Annotated in this window: 27 protein-coding genes and 1 riboswitch; of the genes, 13 read left to right on the top strand and 14 right to left on the bottom strand. The window is 40.0% G+C overall.

Translation table 11 applies throughout. The features are described 5' to 3' along the window. Positions 1-64: 64 nt before the first annotated feature. Complete coding sequence (gene dapB / locus IPMB12_RS08540; RefSeq protein ID WP_166916825.1) at positions 65-886, bottom strand: 4-hydroxy-tetrahydrodipicolinate reductase; 822 nt, start codon at positions 884-886, stop codon at positions 65-67. A 354-nt stretch (positions 887-1,240) separates the two neighbouring features. Between dapB and IPMB12_RS08535 the strand changes: the two genes are divergently transcribed. Then, the gene (locus IPMB12_RS08535; protein ID WP_166916823.1) at positions 1,241-2,707 is read left to right on the top strand and encodes an ATP-binding cassette domain-containing protein; all 1,467 of its coding nucleotides are present in this window, start codon (positions 1,241-1,243) and stop codon (positions 2,705-2,707) included. A 23-nt stretch (positions 2,708-2,730) separates the two neighbouring features. Here IPMB12_RS08535 and IPMB12_RS08530 read toward each other — a convergent pair whose 3' ends face one another. From IPMB12_RS08530 to rpsF, 5 genes are all read right to left on the bottom strand, one after another. Next, complete coding sequence (locus tag IPMB12_RS08530; RefSeq protein ID WP_166916821.1) at positions 2,731-3,348, bottom strand: FKBP-type peptidyl-prolyl cis-trans isomerase; 618 nt, start codon at positions 3,346-3,348, stop codon at positions 2,731-2,733. A gap of 113 nt (positions 3,349-3,461) precedes the next feature. Then, the gene (gene rplI, locus IPMB12_RS08525; RefSeq protein ID WP_166916819.1) at positions 3,462-3,914 is read right to left on the bottom strand and encodes a 50S ribosomal protein L9; all 453 of its coding nucleotides are present in this window, start codon (positions 3,912-3,914) and stop codon (positions 3,462-3,464) included. Between the two features lie 21 nt (positions 3,915-3,935). After that, a complete protein-coding gene (rpsR, locus tag IPMB12_RS08520; protein WP_166916817.1) occupies positions 3,936-4,163 on the bottom strand; it encodes a 30S ribosomal protein S18 in 228 nt (75 codons plus the stop codon). Between the two features lie 3 nt (positions 4,164-4,166). Next, positions 4,167-4,469 (bottom strand): primosomal replication protein N, encoded by a 303-nt coding sequence (gene priB, locus IPMB12_RS08515; RefSeq protein WP_166916815.1) that lies wholly within the window; start codon positions 4,467-4,469, stop codon positions 4,167-4,169. 6 nt (positions 4,470-4,475) lie between these two features. Further along, complete coding sequence (rpsF, locus tag IPMB12_RS08510; protein WP_166916813.1) at positions 4,476-4,868, bottom strand: 30S ribosomal protein S6; 393 nt, start codon at positions 4,866-4,868, stop codon at positions 4,476-4,478. 254 nt (positions 4,869-5,122) lie between these two features. Between rpsF and IPMB12_RS08505 the strand changes: the two genes are divergently transcribed. Continuing rightward, positions 5,123-6,040, top strand: coding sequence for an L-lactate dehydrogenase (locus tag IPMB12_RS08505; protein ID WP_166916811.1), 918 nt, complete (start codon positions 5,123-5,125; stop codon positions 6,038-6,040). Positions 6,041-6,853: 813 nt separating this feature from the next. Here IPMB12_RS08505 and IPMB12_RS08500 read toward each other — a convergent pair. Genes IPMB12_RS08500 through IPMB12_RS08485 form a run of 4 tightly spaced genes read right to left on the bottom strand, consistent with a single transcriptional unit; the run spans position 6,854 to position 8,669 of the window. Next, a complete protein-coding gene (locus tag IPMB12_RS08500; protein WP_166916809.1) occupies positions 6,854-7,186 on the bottom strand; it encodes a prepilin-type N-terminal cleavage/methylation domain-containing protein in 333 nt (110 codons plus the stop codon). Next, on the bottom strand, positions 7,173-7,610 hold the full coding sequence (locus tag IPMB12_RS08495; protein WP_166916807.1) for a DUF2509 family protein: 438 nt from the start codon (positions 7,608-7,610) through the stop codon (positions 7,173-7,175). Before IPMB12_RS08495 ends, IPMB12_RS08500 begins: the two co-directional genes overlap by 14 nt. Beyond that, a complete protein-coding gene (locus tag IPMB12_RS08490; protein WP_166916805.1) occupies positions 7,588-8,154 on the bottom strand; it encodes a prepilin peptidase-dependent protein in 567 nt (188 codons plus the stop codon). Before IPMB12_RS08490 ends, IPMB12_RS08495 begins: the two co-directional genes overlap by 23 nt. Then, complete coding sequence (locus IPMB12_RS08485; protein WP_166916803.1) at positions 8,148-8,669, bottom strand: prepilin-type N-terminal cleavage/methylation domain-containing protein; 522 nt, start codon at positions 8,667-8,669, stop codon at positions 8,148-8,150. The genes IPMB12_RS08490 and IPMB12_RS08485 overlap by 7 nt, the downstream gene beginning before the upstream one ends. A gap of 215 nt (positions 8,670-8,884) precedes the next feature. On the opposite strand from IPMB12_RS08485, the gene epmA reads away from it, so the two are divergent. The 11 genes from epmA (at position 8,885) to ubiT (ending at position 22,776) form a co-directional block, all read left to right on the top strand. Beyond that, complete coding sequence (gene epmA, locus IPMB12_RS08480) at positions 8,885-9,868, top strand: elongation factor P--(R)-beta-lysine ligase (protein ID WP_166916801.1); 984 nt, start codon at positions 8,885-8,887, stop codon at positions 9,866-9,868. Between the two features lie 43 nt (positions 9,869-9,911). After that, positions 9,912-11,396 (top strand): DNA recombination protein RmuC, encoded by a 1,485-nt coding sequence (rmuC, locus tag IPMB12_RS08475; RefSeq protein ID WP_166916799.1) that lies wholly within the window; start codon positions 9,912-9,914, stop codon positions 11,394-11,396. Between the two features lie 145 nt (positions 11,397-11,541). Then, a riboswitch (TPP riboswitch) is annotated at positions 11,542-11,633 on the top strand. A gap of 77 nt (positions 11,634-11,710) precedes the next feature. Further along, positions 11,711-12,337 (top strand): YkoF family thiamine/hydroxymethylpyrimidine-binding protein, encoded by a 627-nt coding sequence (locus tag IPMB12_RS08470; RefSeq protein ID WP_166916797.1) that lies wholly within the window; start codon positions 11,711-11,713, stop codon positions 12,335-12,337. A gap of 1 nt (position 12,338) precedes the next feature. After that, positions 12,339-12,962 carry an ECF transporter S component gene (locus IPMB12_RS08465; RefSeq protein WP_166916795.1) on the top strand — a complete coding sequence of 208 codons (624 nt, stop codon included), beginning with the start codon at positions 12,339-12,341 and terminating at the stop codon, positions 12,960-12,962. Beyond that, entirely contained in the window at positions 12,940-14,424 is a 1,485-nt protein-coding gene (locus IPMB12_RS08460) for an ABC transporter ATP-binding protein (RefSeq protein ID WP_166916793.1), read from the top strand. The genes IPMB12_RS08465 and IPMB12_RS08460 overlap by 23 nt, the downstream gene beginning before the upstream one ends. Continuing rightward, positions 14,412-15,119 carry an energy-coupling factor transporter transmembrane component T family protein gene (locus IPMB12_RS08455; RefSeq protein ID WP_166916791.1) on the top strand — a complete coding sequence of 236 codons (708 nt, stop codon included), beginning with the start codon at positions 14,412-14,414 and terminating at the stop codon, positions 15,117-15,119. The genes IPMB12_RS08460 and IPMB12_RS08455 overlap by 13 nt, the downstream gene beginning before the upstream one ends. A gap of 270 nt (positions 15,120-15,389) precedes the next feature. Continuing rightward, positions 15,390-16,721 carry an NCS2 family permease gene (locus IPMB12_RS08450; RefSeq protein ID WP_166916789.1) on the top strand — a complete coding sequence of 444 codons (1,332 nt, stop codon included), beginning with the start codon at positions 15,390-15,392 and terminating at the stop codon, positions 16,719-16,721. A 54-nt stretch (positions 16,722-16,775) separates the two neighbouring features. Continuing rightward, entirely contained in the window at positions 16,776-18,590 is a 1,815-nt protein-coding gene (locus tag IPMB12_RS08445; RefSeq protein WP_166917750.1) for an adenine deaminase, read from the top strand. A gap of 114 nt (positions 18,591-18,704) precedes the next feature. After that, a complete protein-coding gene (gene ade, locus IPMB12_RS08440) occupies positions 18,705-20,447 on the top strand; it encodes an adenine deaminase (RefSeq protein ID WP_208293468.1) in 1,743 nt (580 codons plus the stop codon). 193 nt (positions 20,448-20,640) lie between these two features. Beyond that, positions 20,641-22,260: a Na+/H+ antiporter gene (locus tag IPMB12_RS08435; RefSeq protein ID WP_166916786.1), complete on the top strand. Its 1,620-nt coding sequence runs from the start codon at positions 20,641-20,643 to the stop codon at positions 22,258-22,260. Between the two features lie 18 nt (positions 22,261-22,278). After that, entirely contained in the window at positions 22,279-22,776 is a 498-nt protein-coding gene (gene ubiT / locus IPMB12_RS08430) for a ubiquinone anaerobic biosynthesis accessory factor UbiT (RefSeq protein ID WP_166917748.1), read from the top strand. Between the two features lie 749 nt (positions 22,777-23,525). On the opposite strand, the gene hxlB is transcribed toward ubiT, so the two are convergent. From hxlB to dhaL, 4 genes are read right to left on the bottom strand one after another with little or no spacing between them, the layout of a single operon-like run. After that, positions 23,526-24,089 (bottom strand): 6-phospho-3-hexuloisomerase, encoded by a 564-nt coding sequence (gene hxlB, locus IPMB12_RS08425; RefSeq protein WP_166916784.1) that lies wholly within the window; start codon positions 24,087-24,089, stop codon positions 23,526-23,528. A gap of 14 nt (positions 24,090-24,103) precedes the next feature. After that, on the bottom strand, positions 24,104-24,733 hold the full coding sequence (gene hxlA, locus IPMB12_RS08420; RefSeq protein ID WP_166916782.1) for a 3-hexulose-6-phosphate synthase: 630 nt from the start codon (positions 24,731-24,733) through the stop codon (positions 24,104-24,106). A 55-nt stretch (positions 24,734-24,788) separates the two neighbouring features. Next, complete coding sequence (locus IPMB12_RS08415; protein ID WP_166916780.1) at positions 24,789-25,799, bottom strand: dihydroxyacetone kinase subunit DhaK; 1,011 nt, start codon at positions 25,797-25,799, stop codon at positions 24,789-24,791. After that, positions 25,783-26,451 carry a dihydroxyacetone kinase subunit DhaL gene (gene dhaL, locus IPMB12_RS08410; RefSeq protein ID WP_166916778.1) on the bottom strand — a complete coding sequence of 223 codons (669 nt, stop codon included), beginning with the start codon at positions 26,449-26,451 and terminating at the stop codon, positions 25,783-25,785. The genes IPMB12_RS08415 and dhaL overlap by 17 nt, the downstream gene beginning before the upstream one ends. Between the last annotated feature and the right edge of the window lie 4 nt (positions 26,452-26,455).

The following is a 26,455-nucleotide window of genomic DNA, read 5'->3' as shown; positions in this document are numbered from 1 at the left end:
CGACTAATAAAGGAAAAGCGGGGAAATCCCGCTTTTTATAACCATTTGATTTAATTAAACTTAACTACAATTCATTTAAACCAAGCACATCACGCATATCATATAAACCAACCGGTTGTTTCGCCAGCCAGTTGGCTGAACGTACAGCGCCATTAGCAAATGTCATGCGGCTTGATGCTTTATGAGTAATCTCTACGCGCTCACCAATATCAGCAAAAATAGCCGTATGTTCGCCGATAATATCACCGGCACGAATAGTGGCAAAACCAATACTATCCCGCGCACGCTCACCGGTATGCCCCTCTCTGGCATAAACGGCGCACTTCTTAAGATCCCGCCCCAGTGTTTCAGCAATCACTTCACCCATTGCCAGTGCTGTTCCTGACGGAGCATCAACTTTATGACGGTGATGAGCTTCAATAATTTCAATATCAGTATAATCGCCCATGACTTTAGAGGCTTTTTCGAGCAACTTTAATAATACGTTAACACCGACACTAAAGTTAGCTGCAAAAACAATACCAATCTTCTCTGCTGCTTGCTTGATTTTTGCTTTACCTGCATCATCAATACCGGTTGTCCCAATTACCATATTTTTATGATGAGCAACACAGAATTCCAGATGTACTAAGGTTCCTTCCGGACGGGTAAAGTCAATAAAAACATCAAACTGATCCTTGGCTTTATCCAGACTGTCTGTTACCACAATACCGTTTTTACCAATGCCCGCCAGTTCACCAGCATCAGCGCCAAGTAATGAAGAACCAGTACGTTCAAATGCAGCACCAAGTACCACGCCATCAAGTTGTTCTGTTGCCTGAATTAGCTGACGCCCCATGCGCCCACCAGCACCTGCAATAGCAATTCGAATTGGATTATTTGTCATGAGAATCTCTTTTTTATAAAATAAAAATTTATTGTAGCAAAATTAACTCTGACTATGAATAACGTTTATCTCTGTTTTAGTCGTTCTTACTCGCTTTTACTAAAATTAATCTCTGAATAAAAGTTATTCTTTATTAAAACGTTAACCATAAAGTTGCTTATTTTGACAAAATAACTGTTTACTCCACTATAATTTTACGATTAAAGTATGCACCAATATTTAAGTCTTAAAGATCTATCTCACAGGAGAATAAAGCTCATGAACAAACATCTTTAACAGATTCAAGCTAAGTGGATTGAACTTGAATCATAGAATCAAAGTCCTTCTTCTTATTACTGTTAAAAGGTCATGTTTATGCATTCTCCTATTGCTATTAACGATTTGGGTTTATCGTTTCCCCATAAAACCTGTTTTAGTCATTTCAGCACAACTATTTATTCAGGCCAAAAAATCGCTATTATTGGAGATAATGGTTCAGGTAAATCAACGCTATTAACTCTGCTCAGTCATTCACACTCTGCGAATAATATCGTCCATGACGGCCAAATATCTCTACCTGATAATGTTATTGTCGGCTATTTACCACAGTTTTTTGACAATGATAAACAACTCAGTGGCGGGCAAGCATTAAATAAGCAGCTCTCACAAGTTTTAGCTAAGCATCCAAATATTCTGTTACTAGACGAGCCAACCAATCATTTAGATCATAAAAACCGTAAGAGTTTATTTGCTCTTTTGGAACGTTATCAGGGTACTTTACTGGTGGTTACTCATGACCCGGAACTGATTACTCGCTGCACGACAGAGCTTTGGCATATCAATAATCAAAAAATCACACAATTTAGTGGTAGCTATGAAAATTATTTGTCAGTGAACCAACAGTTAAAAGAGAGTATTGCCTCGCAACAAAGGCAGTTACAACAGCAACAAAAAGAGCTACACAATAAGCGCATGCAGGAACAAAAAAGGACAGCAAGAAGTAAGTCTAAAGGACTTAAAAGTATTCAAGATAAGAAATGGTCACCTATTGTTGGCCATATGAAATCGAGTTATGCACAAGAGAACACTGGTAAAAAACAGAAGCTGATTGCCGAGCAAAAAGATAAATTACAACAACAGATGTCTTCACTCTATCTTCCTAAAATGCTCTCCCCTACTTTTCAGCTCAATCCTAAAATAATTAAAAATAGTTTAGTGATAGAGATACGAGATGGAAGTTTGGGATATACAAAAGATTCGCCATTACTAAATCACCTTAATTTAAGGTGTTATAGTGGTGATAGACTGGTGATTCAAGGTAATAATGGAAGTGGTAAAACCACACTTCTAAGAGCAATTTATGGAGATAATACACTATTTAAAACAGGAAGCTGGCATTTACCTGAACCAAAAGATATTGGTTATTTACAGCAAAATTACCCTGAGCTAGATTTACATTTAACTGTACAACAAGAACTTGAAAAGTCCGCACCTGACTGGAATGAACAACAGATTCGACAACATCTTAATACATTTTTATTTTATAAACATGAAGCACTAAATCAAACCGTTGAGACATTATCTGGTGGTGAAAAAGTGAGATTAAGTCTCGCTAAAATTACGGCTAATCCTCCTGTTTTACTGCTACTTGATGAAATCACTAATAATATTGATCTCACGACCAAAGAGTATCTCATCCAAGTTCTATCAGGCTATACGGGAACAATGATCTTGGTTTCTCACGACGTCTTATTTTTACAACAAATAGGCATCACAGCTGAATTTTCTTTAGAAGCTCTAAACGCAGAATTAATCAATAGAAATAAGAATATGAGGGTATAAATTACCCTCATCAGGAATAATAATTAGATAATATCTAATAACTCTACATCAAAAATAAGTGCACTGTATGGCGGAATTGATGCACCAGCACCACGCTCACCATAAGCCAGTTCCTGAGGGATATAAAGCTGCCATTTAGAGCCGACAGGCATAAGTTGTAATGCTTCAACCCAACCAGCAATAACGCCACTTACCGGAAACTCTGCAGGTTGTCCGCGTTGTTCTGAACTATCAAATACAGTGCCATCGATTAAACGACCGGTATAATGCACACGTACATGATCAGCCGCTGATGGAATTGCACCAGAACCCTGATTTAATACTTTGTATTGTAAACCTGATTCAGTACTCTTCACACCATCTTTAGCTAAATTAGCAGCTAAGAATTCAGTACCTTCTTTAGCTGCTAATTTAGATTTTTCCTGACGTTCTTGTGCAGCAGCTTCATGCAATTTGCTTAACGCATTGTGTAACACTTCCAGAGAAAGCGCTGGTGGATTACCTGCTAATACATCAGCCAGACCTGCTTCAATCGCTTTAGAGCTTAAATTCTTTAAGCCTGATTCTTGTAGCTGTTGGCCAATTTGTAAACCAATACCATAGCTTGCCTGTTCTTCAATAGTCTCAAATGATTTTGTCATTTTGCTTTCCTTATAAATAAGCCTTATAGCTAAGCCTTATGAATAGCTTTATGGATAAAAAAACCCGCATAGCGCGGGTTTATATAAACACTAGAAATTGTGTTCCAGTATACTTAAGCTTCAGCAACGATATTTACGATAAGTTTCGCAAATACTTCACTGTGAAGTTGGAAAGAAACTTCGTGTTCACCAAGTGTACGTAATACACCATTTGGTAAACGAACTTCGCTCTTAGAAACTTCAACACCTGCTGCTTTAACTGCATCTGCGATATCACGCGTACCAATAGAACCAAATAGTTTACCTTCGTCACCTGCTTTAGATGCGATAGATACACTACCTAGTGCTACGACTGATGCTGCACGAGCTTCAGCTGCTTTTAATGTGTCAGCAAGTTTAGCTTCTAATTCAGCACGACGAGCTTCGAAAAACTCAACGTTCTTTTTAGTTGCAGGAACTGCTTTCCCTTGTGGAATCAAAAAGTTACGAGCATAACCTGCACGAACATTAACTTGATCACCTAAGCTGCCTAAATTAGCAACTTTGTCGAGTAGAATAATTTGCATTATGTTTTCCTCTGTTGCTAATTACTGATGGTTATCAGTATATGGTAATAAAGCTAGGTAACGAGCGCGTTTGATTGCGCGAGCTAACTGGCGTTGGTATTTAGCGCTTGTACCAGTGATACGGCTAGGAACAATTTTACCACTTTCAGTGATAAAACTTTTTAGCATAGAAATATCTTTGTAATCAATTTCTTGAATGCCTTCTGCTGTAAAACGGCAGAATTTACGACGACGGAAATAACGAGCCATTGGCTACTCTCCTAATAATTCAATATGGTCAGCATGTAAAACCAGTTGGTTTAAATTATTACGACTTTTATGTGTACTAATAAAACCACTTACCTGAATCTTACTGCCTTTTTTAATACTGTGTGTTAAATCATTGTGTCCACTTACAATAACGGGGATGTTACACCACGCTTGTCGGCTAAATCCTGCTTCAGTTTGGTTTGAGCTATGCTCTAAATAAAACTGACAATGCGGAATGCCATTTGGACTTACTTTTCGGATGGGTGTCTTATACACTGTACCCGACATAACCAAACGATTAGCCATCAATGATTAATCTTCTGATTCCTCAGAACTGTCTTCTGTATCAACGTCAGCAAAGCTTTCTTGATTTCCTTTACGGTCATCTTTTGCTTTTAACATTGGAGAAGTTTCAGTCACAGCGTGTTTAGTACGCATAATTAAACTACGAATCACTGCATCGTTGAAACGGAAGTTATCTTCTAACTCGTTAACCGCTTCTTGAGTAGCTTCTACGTTCATAAGAACATAGTGTGCTTTGTGCAATTTTTCGATTGGATAAGCCAATTGACGACGACCCCAGTCTTCCAGGCGATGAATCTTGCCACCATCAGTTGATAAAGTACCAGTATAACGTTCAATCATACCAGGCACTTGTTCGCTTTGGTCTGGATGAACCATAAATACGATTTCGTAATGACGCATTAGTGCTCCCTACGGATTAATCAGCTTTCTGTCCGGGTCAACCATAGCCCATGAAAGCAAGGAACGTGAAAAAAGAGTTGGTTGAAAGCGACGGCGTATTATATATAAAGCAAATATAATTTGCCAGTGATAATTCATCTTTAAGCAAGAAAGATCAGAGGAAATAAGACAGAGACTTTTATATCCGTTCTATTGATCATTTACAGGCACAAGCCTAATATATTTGTATGCTTAATGATGAAAGGAAACATCTTATGAAACTACGCAAAGTAATGATTATTGGCGTTGGCAATGTAGGTTCAACCAGCACTTATACACTCGTCAATCGTGGCATTTGTGAAGAAATCGCACTTGTCGATCTCAATAAAGAGCTGGTTCAGGGTCACGCCAAAGATTTAATGGATGCAGCATCTTACCGACCAAGCATGTTAAAAATCAGTGTCCGTGAGTCAACAGATTGTGCTGATATTGATATTGCGATTATTACTCTGACAGGTGGACTTGCTTCAAAATCGCGTACAGAGGAACTAGCAGGAACATCCCGAATAATGAAGACGCTAATTCCGGATATGATGAAACATGGATTTAAAGGTATTTTCCTTATCGCAACCAATCCTTGTGATGCTATTACTTATCAGGTCTGGAAGTTATCCGGCTTACCTCGCCATAAAATTATTGGGACCGGGGTTTGGCTCGACACCACACGCTTGCGTCGTATTCTTGCAGATGAATTACAAATTGGTCCACAAAGTATTGATGCCTTTATTGTCGGTGAACATGGTGATTCACAATTTCCGGTCTGGTCACACTCTTCTGTTTATGGCATGAATTTAAATGGTTATGAACGTGTTCCGCTTGATTTTGACGCCCTTGGAGATAAAGCCAGAAAGATGGGCTTTGAGATTTTGAACCAGAAAGGCCGTACTGAATATGGTATCGCCAGCACCATTGCAGAGATCTGTCATAATATTTTCACCAATAGCCATCGTGCCCTTGCAGTATCTTGTGTACTGGACGGTGAATATGGTTATAAAGATGTCGCCATTGGCGTACCGGCAGTTATTGATCAGCATGGCATTAAAAAAATCATTCAACTGGATTTTAATGCTAAAGAGAAAGAGCAATTTAAGCACTCGGTAGATGTTATTAAGGGATATATAAAAGCGATTTAGGGCTTTTTTGGTTATTAGCCTGGAGTTGGCGGGGAGCACGCCCCGCTGTCGTGTTTTCTCTGTTTATTAACATTGGGTTTGGGGCGGACTGCGCCGCCCGGGCGCAATTTTTTAGTGTTGTTATTTGTTATTAGCATTTGGTTTGAGGCGGACTGCGCCGCCTAGGCGCAATGTTTTTGGTGATGTTGCAGATTCGGTGAGACTTGATGGCCTACCGCACCCCATAGGCACCCGCTCGAGGACTCGCTAAGACCTATGAGGTACGCTCTCCATCAATCAAAGCTTCACCGTTGTAAACAAAGTAAATAAAGTAAGCAAAGTAAATAAAACACTTAACATCATGACCTAATCACTTAACTAAAAATTCTTGGTCATTAAATGATGATATTAGTCATTTGTGGATAGAGATATGATGAGGATTCTTGAATAGTTAACGTTTTGAAATCATTTAATTATTCACCAATAAACCAGAAATATTACAGCTTTAAATTTCTTAAATAAAATCAAATGGTTAATATTTTTACATGATAAAGTAATATTCTTCACCAAATCAGTATAAATCTTATCAATCTAAATAAAAGAAGTGTCCTGTTTCCGCCAACATTGCTTTGATTGATGGAGACCATATTCCAGAGGTCTTAGTGAGCCTGACGAACGGGTGCCTCTGGTGTATGGTAGGCCATCAAGCCCACAGAACCAGCCACTTCACCAAAGAGATCACGCAAGCGGGGCGTGCCCCCGCTCAATACCATGCTAATAACAAACACTAAACAAAAAACATGGTTCCGGACAGCGAAGTCCGCCCCAAACCACTCAACAAATAAGCCTGACTAAACTAATCATTTGCCCAATATCTGGCTTCACACTTACCTCAACTACTTTACAATCCTCAAGATGTCTCACCACGTTAACCCGAGCCTGCCAGTTATCTGGAATTATCCCCGACAAAGAATCCGGATAACTATCGAGTAACTGAAACCCTATTCTCCATGCTTGTTGCTGTTTTTGTTTGGTATAAAAACTCTCCGTTAAGGTTTGCTGGTAAGTCAGTAAACTCACGATAACACCGGCAAATAAAAAGAGTGCGATTAATGTTTCAACTAAACTCATACCCGATTCACTTAAACCAGATTTATTCACAATCATAACCTACTCGCTCCGGGCAAAAATCCAGCCAGTGACCTGATTCTGACACCAGTTTTTGTGTTACTGAGTCATAATAAGCCAAATGGTATAACACTAAATCCTGACCAATACTTTTGAGTATTATCATTCCTCCAAAAGAGGCTTGCTTAACACACACGTCAAGTTTCAAAGAGAGCTCTTTCTGACATTGCCAGCTTTCTGTTGGAGTGTTCCAGCTTTGTAATTTTCCCCATACCAGCCCTGAACTGGCCTGATTATAAGAACGGAAATAACGCCTCTCATACACATCACTTTTTTGCCAGATAAACAGAGACTGATAAAATCCGGTCAACAGTAACATCCCCAGCAATAATAAAACCAGCACCAGAGCAATAGCACTAAAGCCCTGCTGATCACAGTTATCAGGATAATAAACGATTTTCATACTTAATAATTTGTGTAAGAGTTTGCTCAATAGATATCTGATTCTTTAATAAACCCGTCAGGATAATTTGAATATAGCCATGTTGTTCCTGTAACTTAAAAGCCACTATTTTGATCTCTTTTTCATCTAAGATTTTCTCCCAACCTGTGCCGGTACAATTTGGTACACCAGTACGATACTCCAGATTATTTTTATTCAGACGATAGACAAAAATATCTGAAGTTTTTGCATCACCAATGTGATACTCCCACTTTCCGGTACGATCTAAGTCATAGCGGATAATCACACAATCTTTAGCACTGCTAATTTCTATCGGTTCACCAACAGCATTACCTGTATCACCGGCGATAAACCCTGCTCTGCGTAGATCTTTACCAAGTCCTGCTAAGGCACCACGTAATGATTGATCGAGTCGGTAGACCTGATATGCTTTAACAATTTGCAGTTGTAATTGCGGGTAAAATACCATCGCAGCCATCATCATTAAGCTCGATAAACTCAATACGATAAGCATTTCAAACAATGAGAATCCACGTTCTAACATTTAGGAAATCCACTTAAGTAAAAGTTATAGGCGCAGTAACGAATGCGCCCACGGGTAGATACAATCACTCTGGTTTGCCCTAAGCTATTTTCCAGTCTGATTGTTCCTGTTTGTGCCATTTCTCGTTTACCATAAAACGCTAAAGTGGAGATTTCAGTAAAACCAGTTATCTCAACAGACGGATCTGGTTGAATAAAACGTAGCCTGGTATCACAACTTACCGGTCTGCTCTCTTCTGTAACAGCCAGACACCACGGCGTAAACTTACTCCCTATAAAAAGATGTAACGTATTGGTTTGATTACGCCAGTTAGCATCATCCTGTACCTCTTTGATAAAAGCCAGCAATTGCATAGTGGCAGAAGAGAGCTGAGCACGCTGCTGTATAGTCTGCCAGCCATGTAAGCCAATAGCAGATAAAACACCAATCACACTGATAACAAAAAGCAGCTCTAATAAGGAAAATCCTTGTGCTATTTTGTCTGTATACATCGCCATCTTCAAATAAGTATTCATAACCCTAAAATAACCCAGTCTGTTTTATCATTTTAAAAAATCTGTCGGTTTATGAAGGTCTGCCTAAACCAGATAAATTCTGTTACATCGTTACCAAACGATGTGTCGTGAAATTTATAATCAAATGATTTTTAAGCAGTTATCATTTCGGTTTTGTTTATATTGAGAATGACGGTAAACTATGCGGCAATTTTCAAATAGAAAGGTTACTTTTCATGAGTGAGTCAGTAATGTGGCAGCCAGATGCTCCCATTGCCAATTTATTAAAACGTACGAAGATTATTAACAAAATTCGTCAATTTTTTGCTGATCGCGGTGTGATTGAAGTGGAAACTCCAATCCTTAGCCATGCTGCTGTAACAGATGTACATTTAGCCTCTTTCCATACCGAGTACTTTACACCGGGCACACCAAATGACCAAAAAGGACAGGCTTTGTCTTTGATTACCAGTCCTGAATACCATATGAAACGCCTGATTGCGGCAGGTAGTGGCCCAATTTATCAAATCTGTAAATGTTTCCGTAATGAAGAGGCTGGCCGCTATCACAACCCTGAATTTACTATGCTTGAATGGTATCGTATTCAGTTTGATATGCTGCAAATTATTAATGAAGTGGACGATCTGTTACAGATTATTTTAGATTGTGAACCGGCCGAACAGATTACTTACCAAAAAGCTTTCCAACGCCATTTAGATATTGATCCGCTCAGTGACGATAGGGACACTTTAATTGCCGCAGTGAATAATCTTAACTTAGGCTTTGAGACTACAGATGTAGATAATGATACATTACTACAATTTTTATTCACCTTTGGTGTTGAACCACAAATTGGTTTAGAAAAACCAATTGTAGTTTATAACTTCCCTGCTTCTCAGGCTGCGCTGGCAGAAATCAGTACCGAAGATAACCGTGTAGCTAAACGCTTTGAGTTTTACTATAAAGGTGTAGAACTGGCTAATGGCTTTAAAGAACTGGTTGAAGTGGAAGAACAGCGTCATCGCTTTGAAAAGGACAATCAAATTCGTCAGGAAAAAGGCCTGCCAGAACAAGTGATTGATGAAAACTTTCTTTCAGCGTTAACAGCAGGTCTGCCAAATTGTGCCGGTGTTGCATTAGGTCTTGATCGATTAATTATGTTAGCATTAGAAGCACAAAGCCTGAAAGATGTTATGTCCTTCACAATAGACAAGGCTTAATTATAGATTTTACGAATCCCATTCATAACAGAGAGTCAATGCCATGAACCAACCTGAATTATTAATGACAGCGACAATAATTCTGGCCGTGTTATGCCTGATTCTCTGCATCTATGCAATTAAATCTCGTTTAAATTTGAAATCTCAGCAACAAATTGCTGAACTGCAACTGCGTGAAAGACAACAAGATAACTTAGAACTGGCAACCAGTTACCAAAAAGCGGAAGAGACTCTGCAACAGCTTTATCAGGAACGTAGTGAACTCAATATCAAATACGCTGCGCTAGCTGAAAAAGCCCAGCAAATTCCGCTCTATCAGCAGCAGCAAGAAAAGCTCCTACAAGAGCTCAATCAATTACGCCTCACCAACACTCAGCTCTATGCAGAACTGGCTGAAGCAAAAACCCGTCTGGAAGAGACCCGCTCCGCCGCTGATGAAAAACAACGTTTACTCATACAAAGTGAACAACGTCTGACTGAACAATTTGAAAATCTGGCCAATCGTATTTTCGATCAAAGTGGTAAGAAATTTGAGCAACAAAATAAGCAAAGTTTAGATTTGATGTTATCACCACTGAAAGAGCAACTCGAAGGCTTTAAAAAACAGGTTCAGGACAGTTATAACGAAGAAGCCAAAGAGCGTCATACTCTTGCGTTTGAAATTCGTCACCTAAAACAGCTTAATGAACAGATGGCTAAAGATGCGGTTAATCTTACCAATGCGTTAAAAGGGAATAACAAAACTCAGGGTAACTGGGGGGAAGTCGTTCTCAGCCGGGTGCTTGAATCATCTGGTCTGCGTGAAGGTTATGAATATGATGTACAGGCCAGCCTGCAAAAAGATGATGGCTCTAATGGTCGTTCTCAACCTGATGTCCTCGTTCATTTACCACACGGGCATGACGTAGTTATCGATGCTAAAATGACACTGGTGGCTTATGAACGTTACTTTAATAGTGATGACGAACAGAAGAAAGAACAAGCGTTAAGTGAGCATCTAATCTCTGTCCGTAGTCACATTAAGCAACTAAGTCAAAAGGATTATCACAAGCTACTGGGTATTAAATCACTGGATTATATTTTAATGTTTATTCCGGTTGAGCCAGCGTTTGTGGCAGCCATTGATCGCGATCCAACTTTGATTAATGAAGCACTCAAAAATAACATTATTCTGGTGAGCCCAACTACATTACTGGTCGCTTTAAGAACCATTAATAATTTATGGCGTTATGATAATCAAAACCGTAATGCGCAAGAAATTGCCGAGAAAGCCAGCAAACTGTATGACAAAATGCGTGGTTTTGTCGAAGATATGGAGAATCTGGGTAATATTATCGAACGTTCTCAGGACACCTTCCAAAGCGCTATGAATAAGCTGTCACGCGGCAGAGGTAATGTCATTGGTCAGCTGGAACAATTCCGTGAACAAGGGATTGAAGTTAAAAAGCCAATTAACCCACAAATTGCAGAAATTGCTCAGGAAGAATCAGAGCTTAAACCTGAAAACACACTTCAAAAACTCGAATAAAATCAATAAGCTACACCTTAAAGTAAAATTCATAACCCTTTGATTTTATTAAAGTTTTTATTGATAAAAAATCACTAAACTGTTTGCCATCAATACTATCAATGACAAAAGTGTCATTTGATCTCACCAACAGATTATGTTACTTTTTTGAATACCGGGGTGCTGTAACAAGCTGAGATGATACCCGTTGAACCTGATGCGGTTAATACCGCCGAAGGGAGTATTAAATAGAATGTCATAAATTATTCAGTCGTAACACACTGATTTCTATTTTTTACTCCTCAAATATTATTCTAATATTGAAGGGAGTTTTTATGTCCAATTTGTCCTCTTGTTCTTCTGCCTGTGGTACACAAGGTGCTGTTGATGTCACCGGTTGCCGCTTTTCTCTCTATCCAATGACAGACCAGTTTGTTGAAGTTATTGTGTCAGCAATACATAAACTAAATACTGAAAAAGTCTGGGCACAGACTGATCACTTAAGTACACTTTACCGCGGTAAACAGTTGCATGTGATTGATTGCGTAAGAGCCGCTTTTATTTACGCCTATCAACCAAACTTGCATATGGTAAGTGAACTAACCTTCTCGCGCGGTTGCCCGGGTGATGTGGATGCTGATAGTTTCTTAAATACTGATGATATCGCTAACAATTTAATCACAATTCCCCAAGGTAAAAATATTCCCGTTAGCGCTAAAATCTCTTTCTATGCCTTTGGTGTGGATAGTTATATGTCACATATTCAACACGTCGTTGAACTGGCACATAAATATCAATTAAGCCCCCAAAAAGCTCATTACGTGACAATGATTAACGGCTCAGCAAGTCAGATTTTTGCCTATTTTGATGAGGTTCTTGCTTATGCTCGTCAACATTTGCCTCACTATGTGCTGGAAGCAACCTTATCAGTTAATAGCCCATCAAAAGTGATGGAGAACTAAGATGAAAAAGACTTATCAATGGCAACTCAAAGACATCATTATGGTGGCAATCCTTGCTCTGTTCTTTTCTGTCATTTATCTGGTAACTGTACATTTTGCCGCGCTTCTTGCTGTTTTGTTAACACCATTTGGCTTAGCCCTATTTGCTAATGAACTGGTTTTTGGCATCTGGTTTATGGCAGCAACGCTGGCTGCTTATATTATGCAAAAAGCCGGTGTGGCAATTATTGCTGAAATGCTGGCAGCGTTACTCGAGGTGATTATGGGTAATTTCTATGGTCCGATTGTGTTTGTCTCCGGTTTTTTACAAGGTCTTGGTGCAGAGCTTGGCTTTGCCCTGTTTCGTTATAGACGTTTTGATACTTTAGCCATTTGTAGTGCTGCAACAGGATGTTGCATTATGAGTTTTATTTGGGGCTTTTTCCGTTCTGGTTTTGGTCAGTTATCGTTCGGAATACTGATTGCCATGTTTTTAGTCCGTCTGGCTTCTTCTCTGATATTTGCCGGGCTACTCATGAAAATCTGCGGTGACAGACTGGCAAAATCAGGCGTGTTAAAAAGTTATCCGCTAGGAAAACACATTACCCAACCAAAGGTGCAAAATGACACAGGGATTGTCCGTTAAGCAGCTAACATTTTATTATCACCCGGAAAGTGATGAACCTATTCTTGAGGATTTCAATATTGAAATTCCTCAGGGTAGTGTTGTGCTTTTCACCGGTGCATCCGGATGTGGTAAAAGTACTCTTTGTCATATATTAGCTGGCATTTATCCAAAACATTCCGGTCATATAAGTCACGGAGAAGTATTGTTCAATGGTCAGGATATTCAAAATTTACCCGCTGCTGAGCGTGCTAAAACTGTAGGGTTGATGTTTCAAAATCCTAATCTGCAATTTTGTATGAATACGGTCGAGAATGAGCTGATTTTCTGTCTGGAAAATATTCAAACACCAAGAGCAGATATTCAGCCAAAAGTTGATGAGACCCTGAGCTTTTGTCACATCGAGTCTTTGCGCCACCGTGAACTCTATACCCTCTCTGGTGGAGAAAAACAGCAAGTGATGCTCGCCTGTATGATTGCCTTGGGTAGCCAGTATATTATTCTGGATGAACCCTTTGCCAATATCGATCCGGCGACTTCTAAAAAACTCTGTGATCGACTGGCTGCTTACCAACAAGAACATCAGGCGACACTGATTATTGTCGATCACCATATCAGTAATTTTATTAACATCGCTGATGAGATGATTGTCCTTGGCCCAAAAGGTAAGATCTTATACCGCCATATAGATAGAAATAATCTGTCTCAGTATTCCGACAAACTAACAGAAGCCGGCGTTGCTTTACCCAAACAGGCCTATCGTCCGACGCTTTTTGAACCCAGTGAACCAATAAAACACGCACCTATTTTTACTTTAAAAAATGTTGGTATTCGTTATGAAGACAGACAAATTCTTAACGATATCAATTTGGATTTTTATCGGGGCAAGATGACGGCCTTAACCGGTAAAAGTGGCAGTGGAAAAAGCTCTCTGCTCTCGGCTTTATCCAGAATGCTGAATTATCAGGGGACTATTTTCCTGCAGGATAAACCAATAAAAAAAATCTCGGCTAAATCTTATGCGATTAAAGTGGGTATTGTTTTTCAAAATCCACTGGATCAGTTTATTACCAATAGCGTCTATGATGAGATCGCTTTTAGTCTACCGGAAATTGCTCATCAGGCAGAAATCCCTACCCTCGTTCAATATTATTTACAACAAGTAAACTTATGGCAGTACCGGGACTTTTCTCCTTATATGCTCAGTCAGGGACAACAACGACGACTTGCTGTTTGTGCCTTAATGGCCTGCCAGTGCGAAATTCTGTTATGCGACGAGCCAACTTATGGACTGGACAGGCGTTCAGCCCAAAATATGATGAACTTTTTACTCAGACAAGTGAAAGAGCGCCATATCTCAATCATTTTTACCACCCATGATCTTGAACTGGCAAAATCTTACGGACAATATTGGTATCATTGTGAAGAAGGAACGATTATCAACTGTTATACAGGCTCGGAGGAATCACAATGCAATATTTAAATCCGGCGTATAAATGCCTGACAATTATTATCTGCGGGATTTTACTCTCTCTCACCTACCATATTTATTTTAATCTTACCGTTTTTGTGGTTGCATTAATCCTGCTCCTTCTGGCCAAAGCAAATCTCAAAAAGCTATTTATCATTCTGTTTTGGGTCTCGTTAGCAGCAGCGGGCTTTTTTACTGCTGGTTTTTTCTTCTCATCAGCACCAGAAACATCTATTTCAACCAGCTTAAATCAGGCCGTAATGATGCCGGTCTCAGTACAGAGTGGCTTACAACTTGCAACCAGAATTTATGCATTTGCAGGTTTAGGACTCTTGTTTGCTTTAACCACTAATATGCAGCAGTTTGTTTACTCTTTAGAACAACAATTCCGCCTGCCGTCTAAATTTGCTTATGGTATTTTAGCAGCCCTTAACTTAGCGCCTCTTTTACCATACGAATATAAAAAGAGTGTCCATGCTTTGCAGGCACGCGGGCGCTTAGCTTTCCCCCTCTCCTTACATATTCTGACTCCGCTGATGGTAAAATCAATTCGCTGGTCAGAAAGTCTGGCTATTGCTATGGAGTCCAAAGGCTTTGATGAAAACAGTCCCCGAACTCATTTTGTCATCATGAAAGTAAGATGGTTTGATTACCTGTTTATGGTTCTTTCTACTTTGATATTTATGACTGCACTGATCTTTTTATAGAATTATTTGATCACTCTCAGCAAAAACAAAATTACTTATTTAATAATAAGATATTAACATCATCAAAACGTTTCTCTGATAAAACGATCAAAAATAATGATAGAGCTTTGTTAAGACACTTGTTATAATTCGCCACGACACAGCCTATGATGGCTATTATTAGCGCGCCCGCGCCAAAGACATCATAGTAACAGACTGATTGTTAAATGATTCCCAAACATTCTCATATTATAACTTATCTAACCAAATACCCCATTTTGGAGCTTTCCCGTGTCTACTAATAATTCTCAATCTGTAAAAAGATCGTTTTTAGATCGCTATTTTCAATTTCAAGAGCATCGTACCAATCTAAAAACTGAATTAATTGCCAGTTTTACTACTTTTATTACTATGGTATATATCGTCTTTGTTAACCCGAAAATTCTCGGTGATGCAGGGATGGATTCTCAAGCGGTATTTGTTACCACCGCACTCATTACCGGTATTGCCTGTATGCTGATGGGGATTGTGGCTAAACTCCCAATCGCACTGGCTCCTGGCATGGGCATTAACGCCTACTTTGCTTATGTACTTGTTGGTTCAATGGGACTCACCTGGCAAACAGGTATGACTCTGATCTTTTTAGGTGCAGCAGGTCTGTTTTTACTTTCTGTTTTCCGTCTGCGTTACTGGATGATCTCAAATATTCCATTATCACTACGTATTGGTGTGAGTAGTGGTTGTGGACTTCTGATTACCCTAATTGGTTTACATAACGCACATATTATTATTGCTGATCCCGACACGATGGTTCGCTTAGGTAATCCAACCTCAATTCCGTTTATTTTAGGTTGTTTAAGCTTTCTAATCGTTGCCGTTCTGGCACAGCGCAAGTGGAACTCTTCTATCCTGTTATCCTTTGTGATTGTGACCTTAATTGGCTGGGCAATCGACCCGGAAGTGACTTATCACGGTCTGGTTAGCTTACCGCCGGATATTTCTGGTGTGGTCGGGCAATTAGATTTTTCTAAAGTGTTTGAAGTTACGCTGGTTGGTATCATCATTTCTGTGATGCTAATTAACCTGTTTGAATCCTCAGGTACATTTATTGCCGTAACAGAAAAAGCTGGATTGGCTGATAAAGATGGCCGTTACCCAAATCAACAGAAATCCCTATATATCGATAGTGCTTCATCAGCTCTTGGTGCAGCAATGGGAACATCAGCCGTCACTGCTTATGTGGAAAGTGCTTCTGGTGTTGCTGTTGGTGGTCGTACCGGGATGATGGCACTTGGTGTTGGTGTGTTATTCCTGTGTGCCGTGTTCTTATCACCACTGGAAAGAATGGTGCCACTTTATGCAACAACCGGTGCTTTAATCTATATTGGGGTACTCATGGCGTCTGATCTTGCCCGCGTTAAGTGGGATGATTTAACCGAAGCAGTACCGGCGTTTGTTGCCACCATTATGATGCCTTTTAGTTTTACTATCACAGAGGGGATTGCAACAGGATTTATCACTTACGTATTTATGAAGCTGTTCACTGGTCGTTATAAAGAGATCACCATCTGTGCAGCAGTAATGGCCGTGCTATTCCTCGCCCGTTACGCATTTTTATTTTAATTTAGAAGATATTACAAATAGTTAATATATTTTGGAGCCTTTATTATGACAACAATGTATAGAGAAGATATTCGTGAAATGATCGACGCTGGTGCAGCTAAGATTCCGGCTGATTTAGTTATCAAAAACGGTAAATTAGTCAACGTTAACTCAGCAGAAATTTATACTGCTGATGTAGCAATTTATCGCTCAAAAATCGTTGCAACCGGTGATGTTTCTGCTTATATCGGTAATAACACTAAAGAAATTGACGCTAAAGGTAAATATATTGTTCCTGGCTTAATCGATGGTCATTTACATATCGAATGTAGTAAATTATCCATGACCAGTTTTGCTAAAGCGGTTCTGCCACATGGTACCACCAGTATTATTTCTGGTTTGGATCAATATATTGTGACAGCCGGCCTTGAAGGCATTAAAGAAATTTTAGCTGAAATTGATGGTACACCACTGAAAGTTTTCTGGGGATTACCATTCTTAACACCTTATACTCTGCCAAAAAGTAATGTTGGTTTTAACGTAACAGCTCAAACACATGCTGAAGTACAAAAATGGCCTGAAGTGTTTGGTGTGTGGGAAACAGTTAGCGAGTTTATCGAGAATCAACATGATGACGTGATGAAAGCCATTGAATTTGCTCGTGTTAATCGTTTGCCGGTATTTGGTTGTGCGCCGATGACTCGTGGTCATAAATTAAACTCAATCCTTTGTGCCGGTGTACGTCTTGATCACGAAAGCTACGATCACGAAGAGATGATGGAAAAAATCCGTAAAGGCATGAATGTGATTATTCGTGAGTCATCTATCTCTCACTTCTTAGATGAAAACGTGAAAGTGATTACTCATCTAAATCCACGCTTATCTCGTCGTGTTAGTTTCTGTACTGATGATGTTATCGCTTCCGATATTATTGCTAATGGTCATATGGACAAACTGATTCGTATGGCAATTGCTCGCGGAGTTGATCCAATGACAGCCATTCAAATGGGCTCAATCAACTCGGCAGAAGCGTATCGTATTGACCACTTAGTAGGTTCAATCTCTCCGGGACGTTTTGCAGACATTCTGCTGGTTGAGGATTTAGTTAAGTTTGAAATTGATACCGTGATTGCTAAAGGCCAAATCGTGGTTCAGGACAATGAAACGGTCTATAACTTTGTGGCACCAAAACGCAGCAATGTGTTACTGCAAAGCATGAAATTAAAACCAGTGACTGCTGATGATATGAAAGTCAGAACAGATCTTAAAGAAGCGCGCGTTCATGCACTCTCCTTAGATGTTGATTTTGATATTCCGTTTGTGCGCCGTGGTCGTCAGGTAGAGCTTGATATTAAAGATGGTGTTGTAATGCCAGATCCAGCGAACGACGTCTTATATGCAACTGTAGTTGAACGTTTTGGTAAAACAACGACTAAACCAGCTGTTGGCTTTTGTTCTGGCTGGAAATTGAAAGCGGGTGCGATGGCAAGTTCTTGTGCGCCGGATGATAACAACGTAGTTTGTATTGGTACCAATTCAGAAGACATGGCAATTGCGATTAACTATTTAGCTGAAAATGGCGGTGGTCAGGTAATTGTCAAAGATGGCAAAGTGCTTGGCTTCTTATCACTACCAATTTGCGGTATCGTTTCTGATCTTGATCCATTCACGATGGCTGCTGAGGAAGAGAAACTCCTACAACTTGCTCGTCAGTTAGGTTGTGATCTACCTGATCCTCTGTTCTATATGTGTTGTTTACAAATCACTGCAATTCCTGATTATGCAATTACTGATCTTGGTGTGATTGATTTCCATGAACAAAAAACCTTTGCTCCGGTCTTTAAATGTGGTTGTAGCCACGGTAAGTTACACCCGAAGTGCCATCACTAAGGGGCTAAACAATAGTCAGTATCAAAGTATTTGATAGGTGGTTTTCACCACCTATTTACTCTATGCTGATGCTGTTTCTTTTGTCGTTTTAAAATAGTTTAAAAGAGGTATCTTGTGACAAATCATACCCAACTCAATGATTTAATCGATATGGCAGCAGGACGAAAAGTTGCTGACCTGCTTATCACTAACTGTAAAGTTATCGATGTCTATAATCAAACAATTGTTGATGGCCCGCTGGCAATTGGCCATGGCAAAATTGTCGGCTATGGTGAAGGCTATCAGGCTAAAGAGACGATCGATGCCAAAGGTGGTTTTGTAATGCCAGGCTTAATCGATGGTCATGTACATATCGAATCTTCATCCTTAACACCACCTCAATTCGCCCGCTGTATTCTGCCTTATGGTACCACCACGATTATTGCCGATCCGCATGAAATCGCTAACGTTTGTGGTTTAGATGGTATTCGTTATATGTTAGATGCTTCTCGTAAGCTGCCGCTTAATGTCAGAATTATGCTACCTTCCTGCGTGCCTGCAACTCCATTTGAGCAAGCTGGTGCTGTGCTTGAAGCAGAAGATTTAGAACAGCTCATCAAGGATCCGGGGGTTTTAGGTCTTGGTGAAGTGATGGATTATCCAAGTGTTATTCATCATTCCGATTCCATGATGAACAAACTGTTGATGGCGAAAAAGCATGATCGCGTGATCGATGGTCATAGTCCGGGCGTGACAGGTAAAGATCTGACCGCTTATGTGATGGGCGGTATAATGACTGACCATGAATGTAGCACACAGGCAGCAATGCTTGAGCGTATTCGTTTAGGCCAATATGTCTTATTACGTGAAGGCTCAACCTGTAAAGACTTACTCAACTTAATCCCAGCGATTACTCCGGCTAACTCCCGTCGTTGTGTACTTTGTACTGATGACCGTGAACCGGCAGATATTTTATCAACCGGCCATATTAATAAGAGTTTACGTCTGGCCGTTGAACATGGGCTTGATCCACTGATTGCTATCTCTTTAGCAACGCTTAATGCCGCTGAGTGCTTCCGGCTCAAAGGTAAAGGTGTTATCGCGCCGGGTTATGATGCCGATTTACTGATTGTTGAAGACCTGAAAGCCTTTAAACCACGTCATGTCTTTGTTGCAGGTAAAGAAGTCGCCCGTGATGGTAAGATGATTGTTGAAGTACCAAACTACACGTCAGATACTGTGCTTAATACCATTCGTTTAGCGCCATTATCGGTTGATAGCTTTAAACTCCCTTTAAGCTCAACCAAAGTGAATGCGATTGGGGTTAAACCTGGTAGTGTTTTAACCTCACATCTGCAATTAACCGTCAATACCGATGCTAATGGTAATTTTGATGCTAAATTAAACGATGGTTTAAATAAACTGGCAGTTATTGAACGCCATCATGCAACAGGAAATATTGGGCTTGGTGTTATTGCTAACTATGGTTTAAAAAATGGCGCTATTGCTGTATCAGTAGCCCATGATTCACATAACATTGTAGTCGTTGGTGACAATGACGCCGATATGCTGGCAGCTGTTAAAGACATCGAGAAAATGGGCGGTGGTTTCTCCCTATGTCAAAACGGTAAAATTCTGGCTAACCTACCACTCCCTGTTGGTGGTCTGATGTCGGATAAACCGGCACAAGAAGTAGCAGAGTCGCTTGAAGTGATGATAAAAGTGGCTAAAGAGTCATTTGGTATCAATCCAAAAGCTCATCCTCTGATGACGCTGGTATTTATGACCTTACCCGTTATTCCACAATTGAAGCTGACTTCAACCGGTTTATTTGATGTAAAAGCCTTTAAACCTATTGAACTATGCATTCAGGAATAGTTTAGGTCACCGTTTAGCATCATTATAAAAATGCTTATTTTCTCCCTATGTACAGGAAATTTCTGTGCATAGGGAGCATAATTTTTGTATTTCCCTCTTTTTTCCGCACAAATTATCATCAATTTTATCTGAAATAATTATTGAAATCAGATATAATCTTACCAAATTAATTACGTAAAAAAGTCTGTAAATCATGGTATTATTCTCGACGATTCTTGCACTTATCTTACTCGTTTCACTCTCGGGTGTGGCGGTTAAAATCCTTCCTTTTCAAATTCCACTTCCACTTATGCAAATTTTGCTGGGCTGCATTTTAGCCGCATTTGGTTTCTATGTAGAATTTGATCCTGAGCTATTCTTAGTTCTGTTTATTCCACCATTATTATTTGATGATGGTCGTAAAACAGTTTTAAAAGATTTTGTGCATAATGTCAGAGAAATCGTGGGTCTTGCCTTAGTACTGGTCATTATTACCGTAGTTGCACTAGGTTACCTGTTGCACTGGATTTTACCAAATGTTTCACTACCTGCTGCTTTAGCACTCGCTGCTGTTCTATCTCCAACCGATGCCGTGGCCTTAGGTGGTATCGTCGGTAAAGGCCGTATTGAAAAAAGCAAAATGGAGATCATTGAGGGTGAAGCTCTCATGAATGATGCTTCTGGCCTTGTGTGTTTAAAATTTGCTATTTTAATCGCTGTTGGTCAGATGGAATTCAATTTGTTTGATATTTCATTAACCTTCTTATTTGTGGCTCTTGGTGGTCTGGCGACTGGTTTTCTGGTTACATGGATTTTTACCCGAGTGCTGCGTTTAATTAATAAGCTGACTAATGAAGACCCAGCGACACAGATTTTATTGCTATTTTTACTCCCGTTTGCGGTCTATATCATCGCTGAACATGTTGGATTCTCAGGTATCTTAGCGGCAGTCAGTGCTGGTATGACAGTAAGCCAGTCAGGTATGATGCGTAATGCTCCACTGACTATGCGTTTACAATCAGATAGTACCTGGTCGATGCTGACCTTCGCGTTCAACGGATTCGTCTTTACACTACTGGGTATTCAGTTACCTCGTATTGTAACTAATACTTATATTGAAAATGAAACCGATGCTTCGATCGAACTTTGGCAACTAACCATTATTGTGGTTCTGGTTTACATTGCTTTAATGGCGATGCGCTTTTTCTGGTTATGGCTGATGAGACATTCACCTAAAATTGGTAAGCGACCAGCATTGGCTTTCACTAAGTATTCAACCCGAGATTTGTTAATTTCAACTTTTGCCGGTGTACGTGGTGCGATTACTCTCGCCGGTGTGCTCTCTATCCCAATGTCAATTACGGGTCGTTATGAGCTGGTCTTTATTGCTACTGGTGTTATTTTAATTTCATTAGTTGTTGCTGTGATTATTATGCCAATCTTATTAAGAAATTCAGAGGCGATGAGCACCTCAGAACTTGATAAAGAGCTCCTGTATGCTAAAGGTATTATGGCAGAAGGGGCAATTGAATCACTGGAAAAAATGTATGATAGCTTACAAAAAACTACCGCTTCTGGTGTTGATTTAGACATTGTCAATGAAGTGAGTTCACGTGTTCTTGCTTCACTGCGTCGCCGTACTGGTCTTAAAGATCTGGAAGAAAAATCACTGGAAGCAGAGAATCTTGAACGTCGTTTACGCTTGGTTGCCATTGGTGCCGAACGTTCATCGCTTTATCAGTTAAAAGCTCAACATACAATTACTAATGAAACATTCGAACGTTTAAGTTATGATCTCGACCTCTACGAGAAAATGTTATCAGATGAAAACTAGGAATTAGTCGTGATGGATATGTACAAAAAATTACATGTAATGGTCATGGAAAAAGCACCGGATGTATTAAGTGTGCCACTGCGTTATGTTCCATTTTCGGTAAAACGTAAACTTATTGAACAACTCTTACAATTACAATTTCAGCAGTCTCTTGAAGATGGTGATTTAGATTTTCTGGAGAACCGTTGGCTGAAAATTGAAGTCCGAGACTTGCAGCTAAGCTGGTTCATCAGTCTTATTGATAATCAGTTGGTGGTCAGTCAGGATGAAATTCCTGATGTCTCGTTCAGTGGTGAGACCAATGATTTAGTACTGATTGCAACGCGCCGTCAGGATCCAGATACTCTATTTTTCCAGCGCCGCCTGATTATTGAGGGTGATACTGAGCTTGGGTTAAATGTTAAAAATCTGATGGATTCTATTGATCTTGATACTATGCCAAAGGCACTGCGTATTGGTCTGGAACAACTGGCTAACTTTATCGAAGCTGGGAAGAAGCATCAGGAAGAGCTATAACAGTTAGTCTAAATCTCATTCTGTTTATAATAAAAATGGCCTTTAGGGTCATTTTTATTGTCTATCGTTTATTAAAATCTGTAATAAAATCAAATAGTTAAAATTATAAGCATTTGATTTTATTGAAGTTTTTATATTTTCAAGTTGCTTAGTTGATGTGTTGCGCGGCACTGCCGCGCTTGATAGATCTTAGTATGGTGACAATAATTAGTCTGTGGGTGAGCTTAACGGTACTATTCCGATGCGCTGAACATGCAATCCATGTAACGCTTACTCCATAGCACCGCTAAGCTCAATTGACTTTCTATAATATCCAAAGATATAAAGATTATATTTGTACATTGAATTTAATAAGAAAATCTATTTTTAATGTTAATTTTATTATGATTAGTTTTGATGGTTGTACTGTAATTTACAAAGCCGTTGCCGTGATTGATGGAGAGCGTACCTCATAGGTCTTAGCGAGTCCTCGAGCGGGTGCCTATGGGGTGCGGTAGGCCATCAAGTCCCACTGCACCAGCCACTACACAAAACAAAAGCAAAGCGACAGTGGGGTCACTACCCCACTCAAAACCCTACTAATGACATCACCAAAACATTACGCACGGGCGGCGCAGCCCGCCCCAAACCCAATGCTAATAACAACTAACTACACAAAAAACACGTAAAGTGGGGCGTGCTCCCCGCTTAAATACCCTGCTAATAACAACACTAAATCCGCATTAAAAAGGGGCCAACAGCCCCAATCCCTACTCTAAATTCGCATGCCGATAAAACATCTGTTCATCTGACTGCCCGGTGATTTTCTTCAGTTCAATAATCATGCTGTCATAAACCAGCCAGCTTAATTGCTCAAACGAAGAACCAAGTGGCTGTACTGTTTCTGCTTTCTCATTTTTAGAATCGCTTTTTGCCGTCATTCCTGGAATCTTAATACAAGCACTTGCCAGTTTGCCGATTGTATTCTCAGGAAAGATTGTCAATGTTGCGATCTTAGCGCCTTGTTTATGAGCTTTTTGCGCCATAGTGACCAAACTCCCAGTTTCGCCGGATCCTGATCCAATAATCAGTAAGTCACCTTTTTGGATTGATGGAGTTGTCGGTTCACCCACAAAATACACCGTATAACCCAAGTGCATTAAGCGGTTAGAGAAAGCCCTGGCAGCAAAACCTGAACGCCCTGCTCCGGCCAAAAAAATCCGCTTGGCATTACAAATTAGCTTCTGTACTTTTTCCACACTCTTACTATCAACTAATTGTGCATCACTCGATAATTCAGTAATAATCGCCAATAAATTTTTACATTTTGACATACGATATTCCTTCCCTATTTAGTCATGGCTTGTTTAATCAGGCGAGCTTCTTCAACCGGGTCTGCTGCATTACCAATCCCAGAACCAACAATAATAATATCCGGATTAAGCTCAACGTATTTATGAATAGTCTTACTGTTAATTCCACCAGCAACTGCAATTTTGGCTTTTTTAGCATGAGCTACCATCACTTTTAAATCATCAATTGGCTGACGCCCGGCTGCCTGCTGGTCAGCGCCAGTATGCACCGCTAAAACATGAGCGCCAATCTCTTCCATCTCACGAATTTTTGTCGGCAGATCTTCAACACAAATCATGTCCACTACAACTTCTTTGTTATACTCTTTTGCTGCTTTTAAACATGCTTTAACAGTTAAAATATCAGTCACACCAAGCACCGTAACGTAGTTTGCCCCAGCTTCAAAAGCCAGCTTTGACTCCAGGTGCCCACCATCCATAATCTTTTCGTCAGAAAGTATCTCTACGTGCGGAAACTTCTCTCTAAATTTTCTGACCGCATTCATTCCTTCATCGATCACAAACGGAGTACCAATTTCAATAATATCCACATAATCAATCACCTTTTCAGCTAAGGCTAAGGCTTCAGGAAGTTTTAACTCATCAAGTGCTAATTGTAGTTTCATACATACTATCCTTTAGTTAAATTGAAGTTCTAAGTCATATAAAAATATCTAGTTATTATTTTGCGCTAATTTCAATTCCGACTGATTTAGCAGGATGATCAAGTAAAGTTTTCAACTCATCATCAAGTTGCATAATGGTCAGGCAAGTCCCATTCATATCCAGCGATGTCACATAATTTCCGATAAAGACTTTGTAGATACAGAGTCCCTTTTCCTTGAGGATTTTTTCTACTTTGTCATACAAGATATACAACTCCATAATTGGTGTGGTACCCAGCCCGGATAGCATGACAGCCAGTTCATGATTTGAATCAGAGAAAGAAAAATCATCTAAAATTGCCTGCGTCATTTCTGTGGCAATTTCATCTGCGGTTTTAATGGCTTCAACCCGAATACCCGCTTCACCATGATGACCAATCCCAAATTCCATCGTATTTTCAGCAATTTTAAAGTTTGGATGACCAACAGCTGGAATCGTACAGGCTGAAAGCCCAACACAAATACTGCGCGTGTTATCCACCGCCTTTTGTGCAGAAGTTATTACTTCATCAAGCGAGCCGCCAAGTGCTGCTCTGGCGCCGCCAACTTTCCACATAAAGACACCACCGGCAATGCCATGCCGTTTATGACGAGTCTCTTTTGGTGATGAGGCAACATCATCTGTGGCAGTAACGTATTTCACAGTAATACCATCATCTTCTGCCATTTGAATTGCCATTTTGACGTTCATATTGTCACCGGCATAGTTACCAAATAAACAGGCGACTCCCTGACCGGCATCTGCTTCAGTAAAGGCATCATAGAATGACTGAGCGGTTGGTGATGAGAACACTTCTCCGACCGCGACCGCATCAACCATATTATGACCAACATAGCCTAAAAAACAGGGCTCATGCCCGCTACCACCACCAGTAACAATGCCTACTTTTCCTTTAATCGGCGCATTTTTTAGTTTAATGACTCGATCATTATTTTTAGAAACCGTAATTAAATCCTGATGGGCTTTTTGATAACCCTTTAACATATCTTCAACCACTAAGTCAGGATCATTAATAAATCGTTGCATACTGTTCCCCCTGTTTTTGCAGTAAAGTCATTGCCGACTCTGCGATAGTGTTCAAAATGATGTGACAGGATGTTGCCCCGGCATCAAGATGACCAACTGTTCTTTCACCTAGACGACTACCACGCCCAACTTTAGCAATTAAATCTTTGGTCGACTGCCAGCCTTTCTCACTGGCATGAGTCATCGCATCTAAACATTCAATAAAAGATTTATTTTGTTGCAACGCCTGCTCATAAGCAGCTATTGCAGGGTCAAGTACATCGATCAGCGTCTTATCACCAACTTGCGCCGTGGTTAATTGTTTAACGTTGTTACTGGCCTTTTCTAGCATGGCAAACATCACCTCTTTATCGATTTGCTCACTGATGCGAGATGCCACGCTCAGCCCTCTAAATAAGCTGCCATAGAGTGGCCCCATGGAACCACCAATTTTATTCACCAGCACTTTACTGATAGTCATCAAACCATCACTCAGATTCATTGTCTGGTTATCCAGTTCTTCTCTGGCTAAGGCGAAACCTTTATTCATATTGATGCCGTGATCGCCATCACCTACAGCACCGTCAATATCACTGAGATACTCTTTATTAGCCTGTATCGCAGTAATTAGCTGTTCAACAATAAACAGCCCGCTTTTATTGGAAAATTTCATCTCT

Origin of the sequence: Zophobihabitans entericus (genome assembly GCF_011745665.1) — a bacterium.
Classification (GTDB): Bacteria; Pseudomonadota; Gammaproteobacteria; order Enterobacterales; family Orbaceae; genus Zophobihabitans; species Zophobihabitans entericus.
This window is presented reverse-complemented; position numbering and strand designations above follow the sequence as displayed.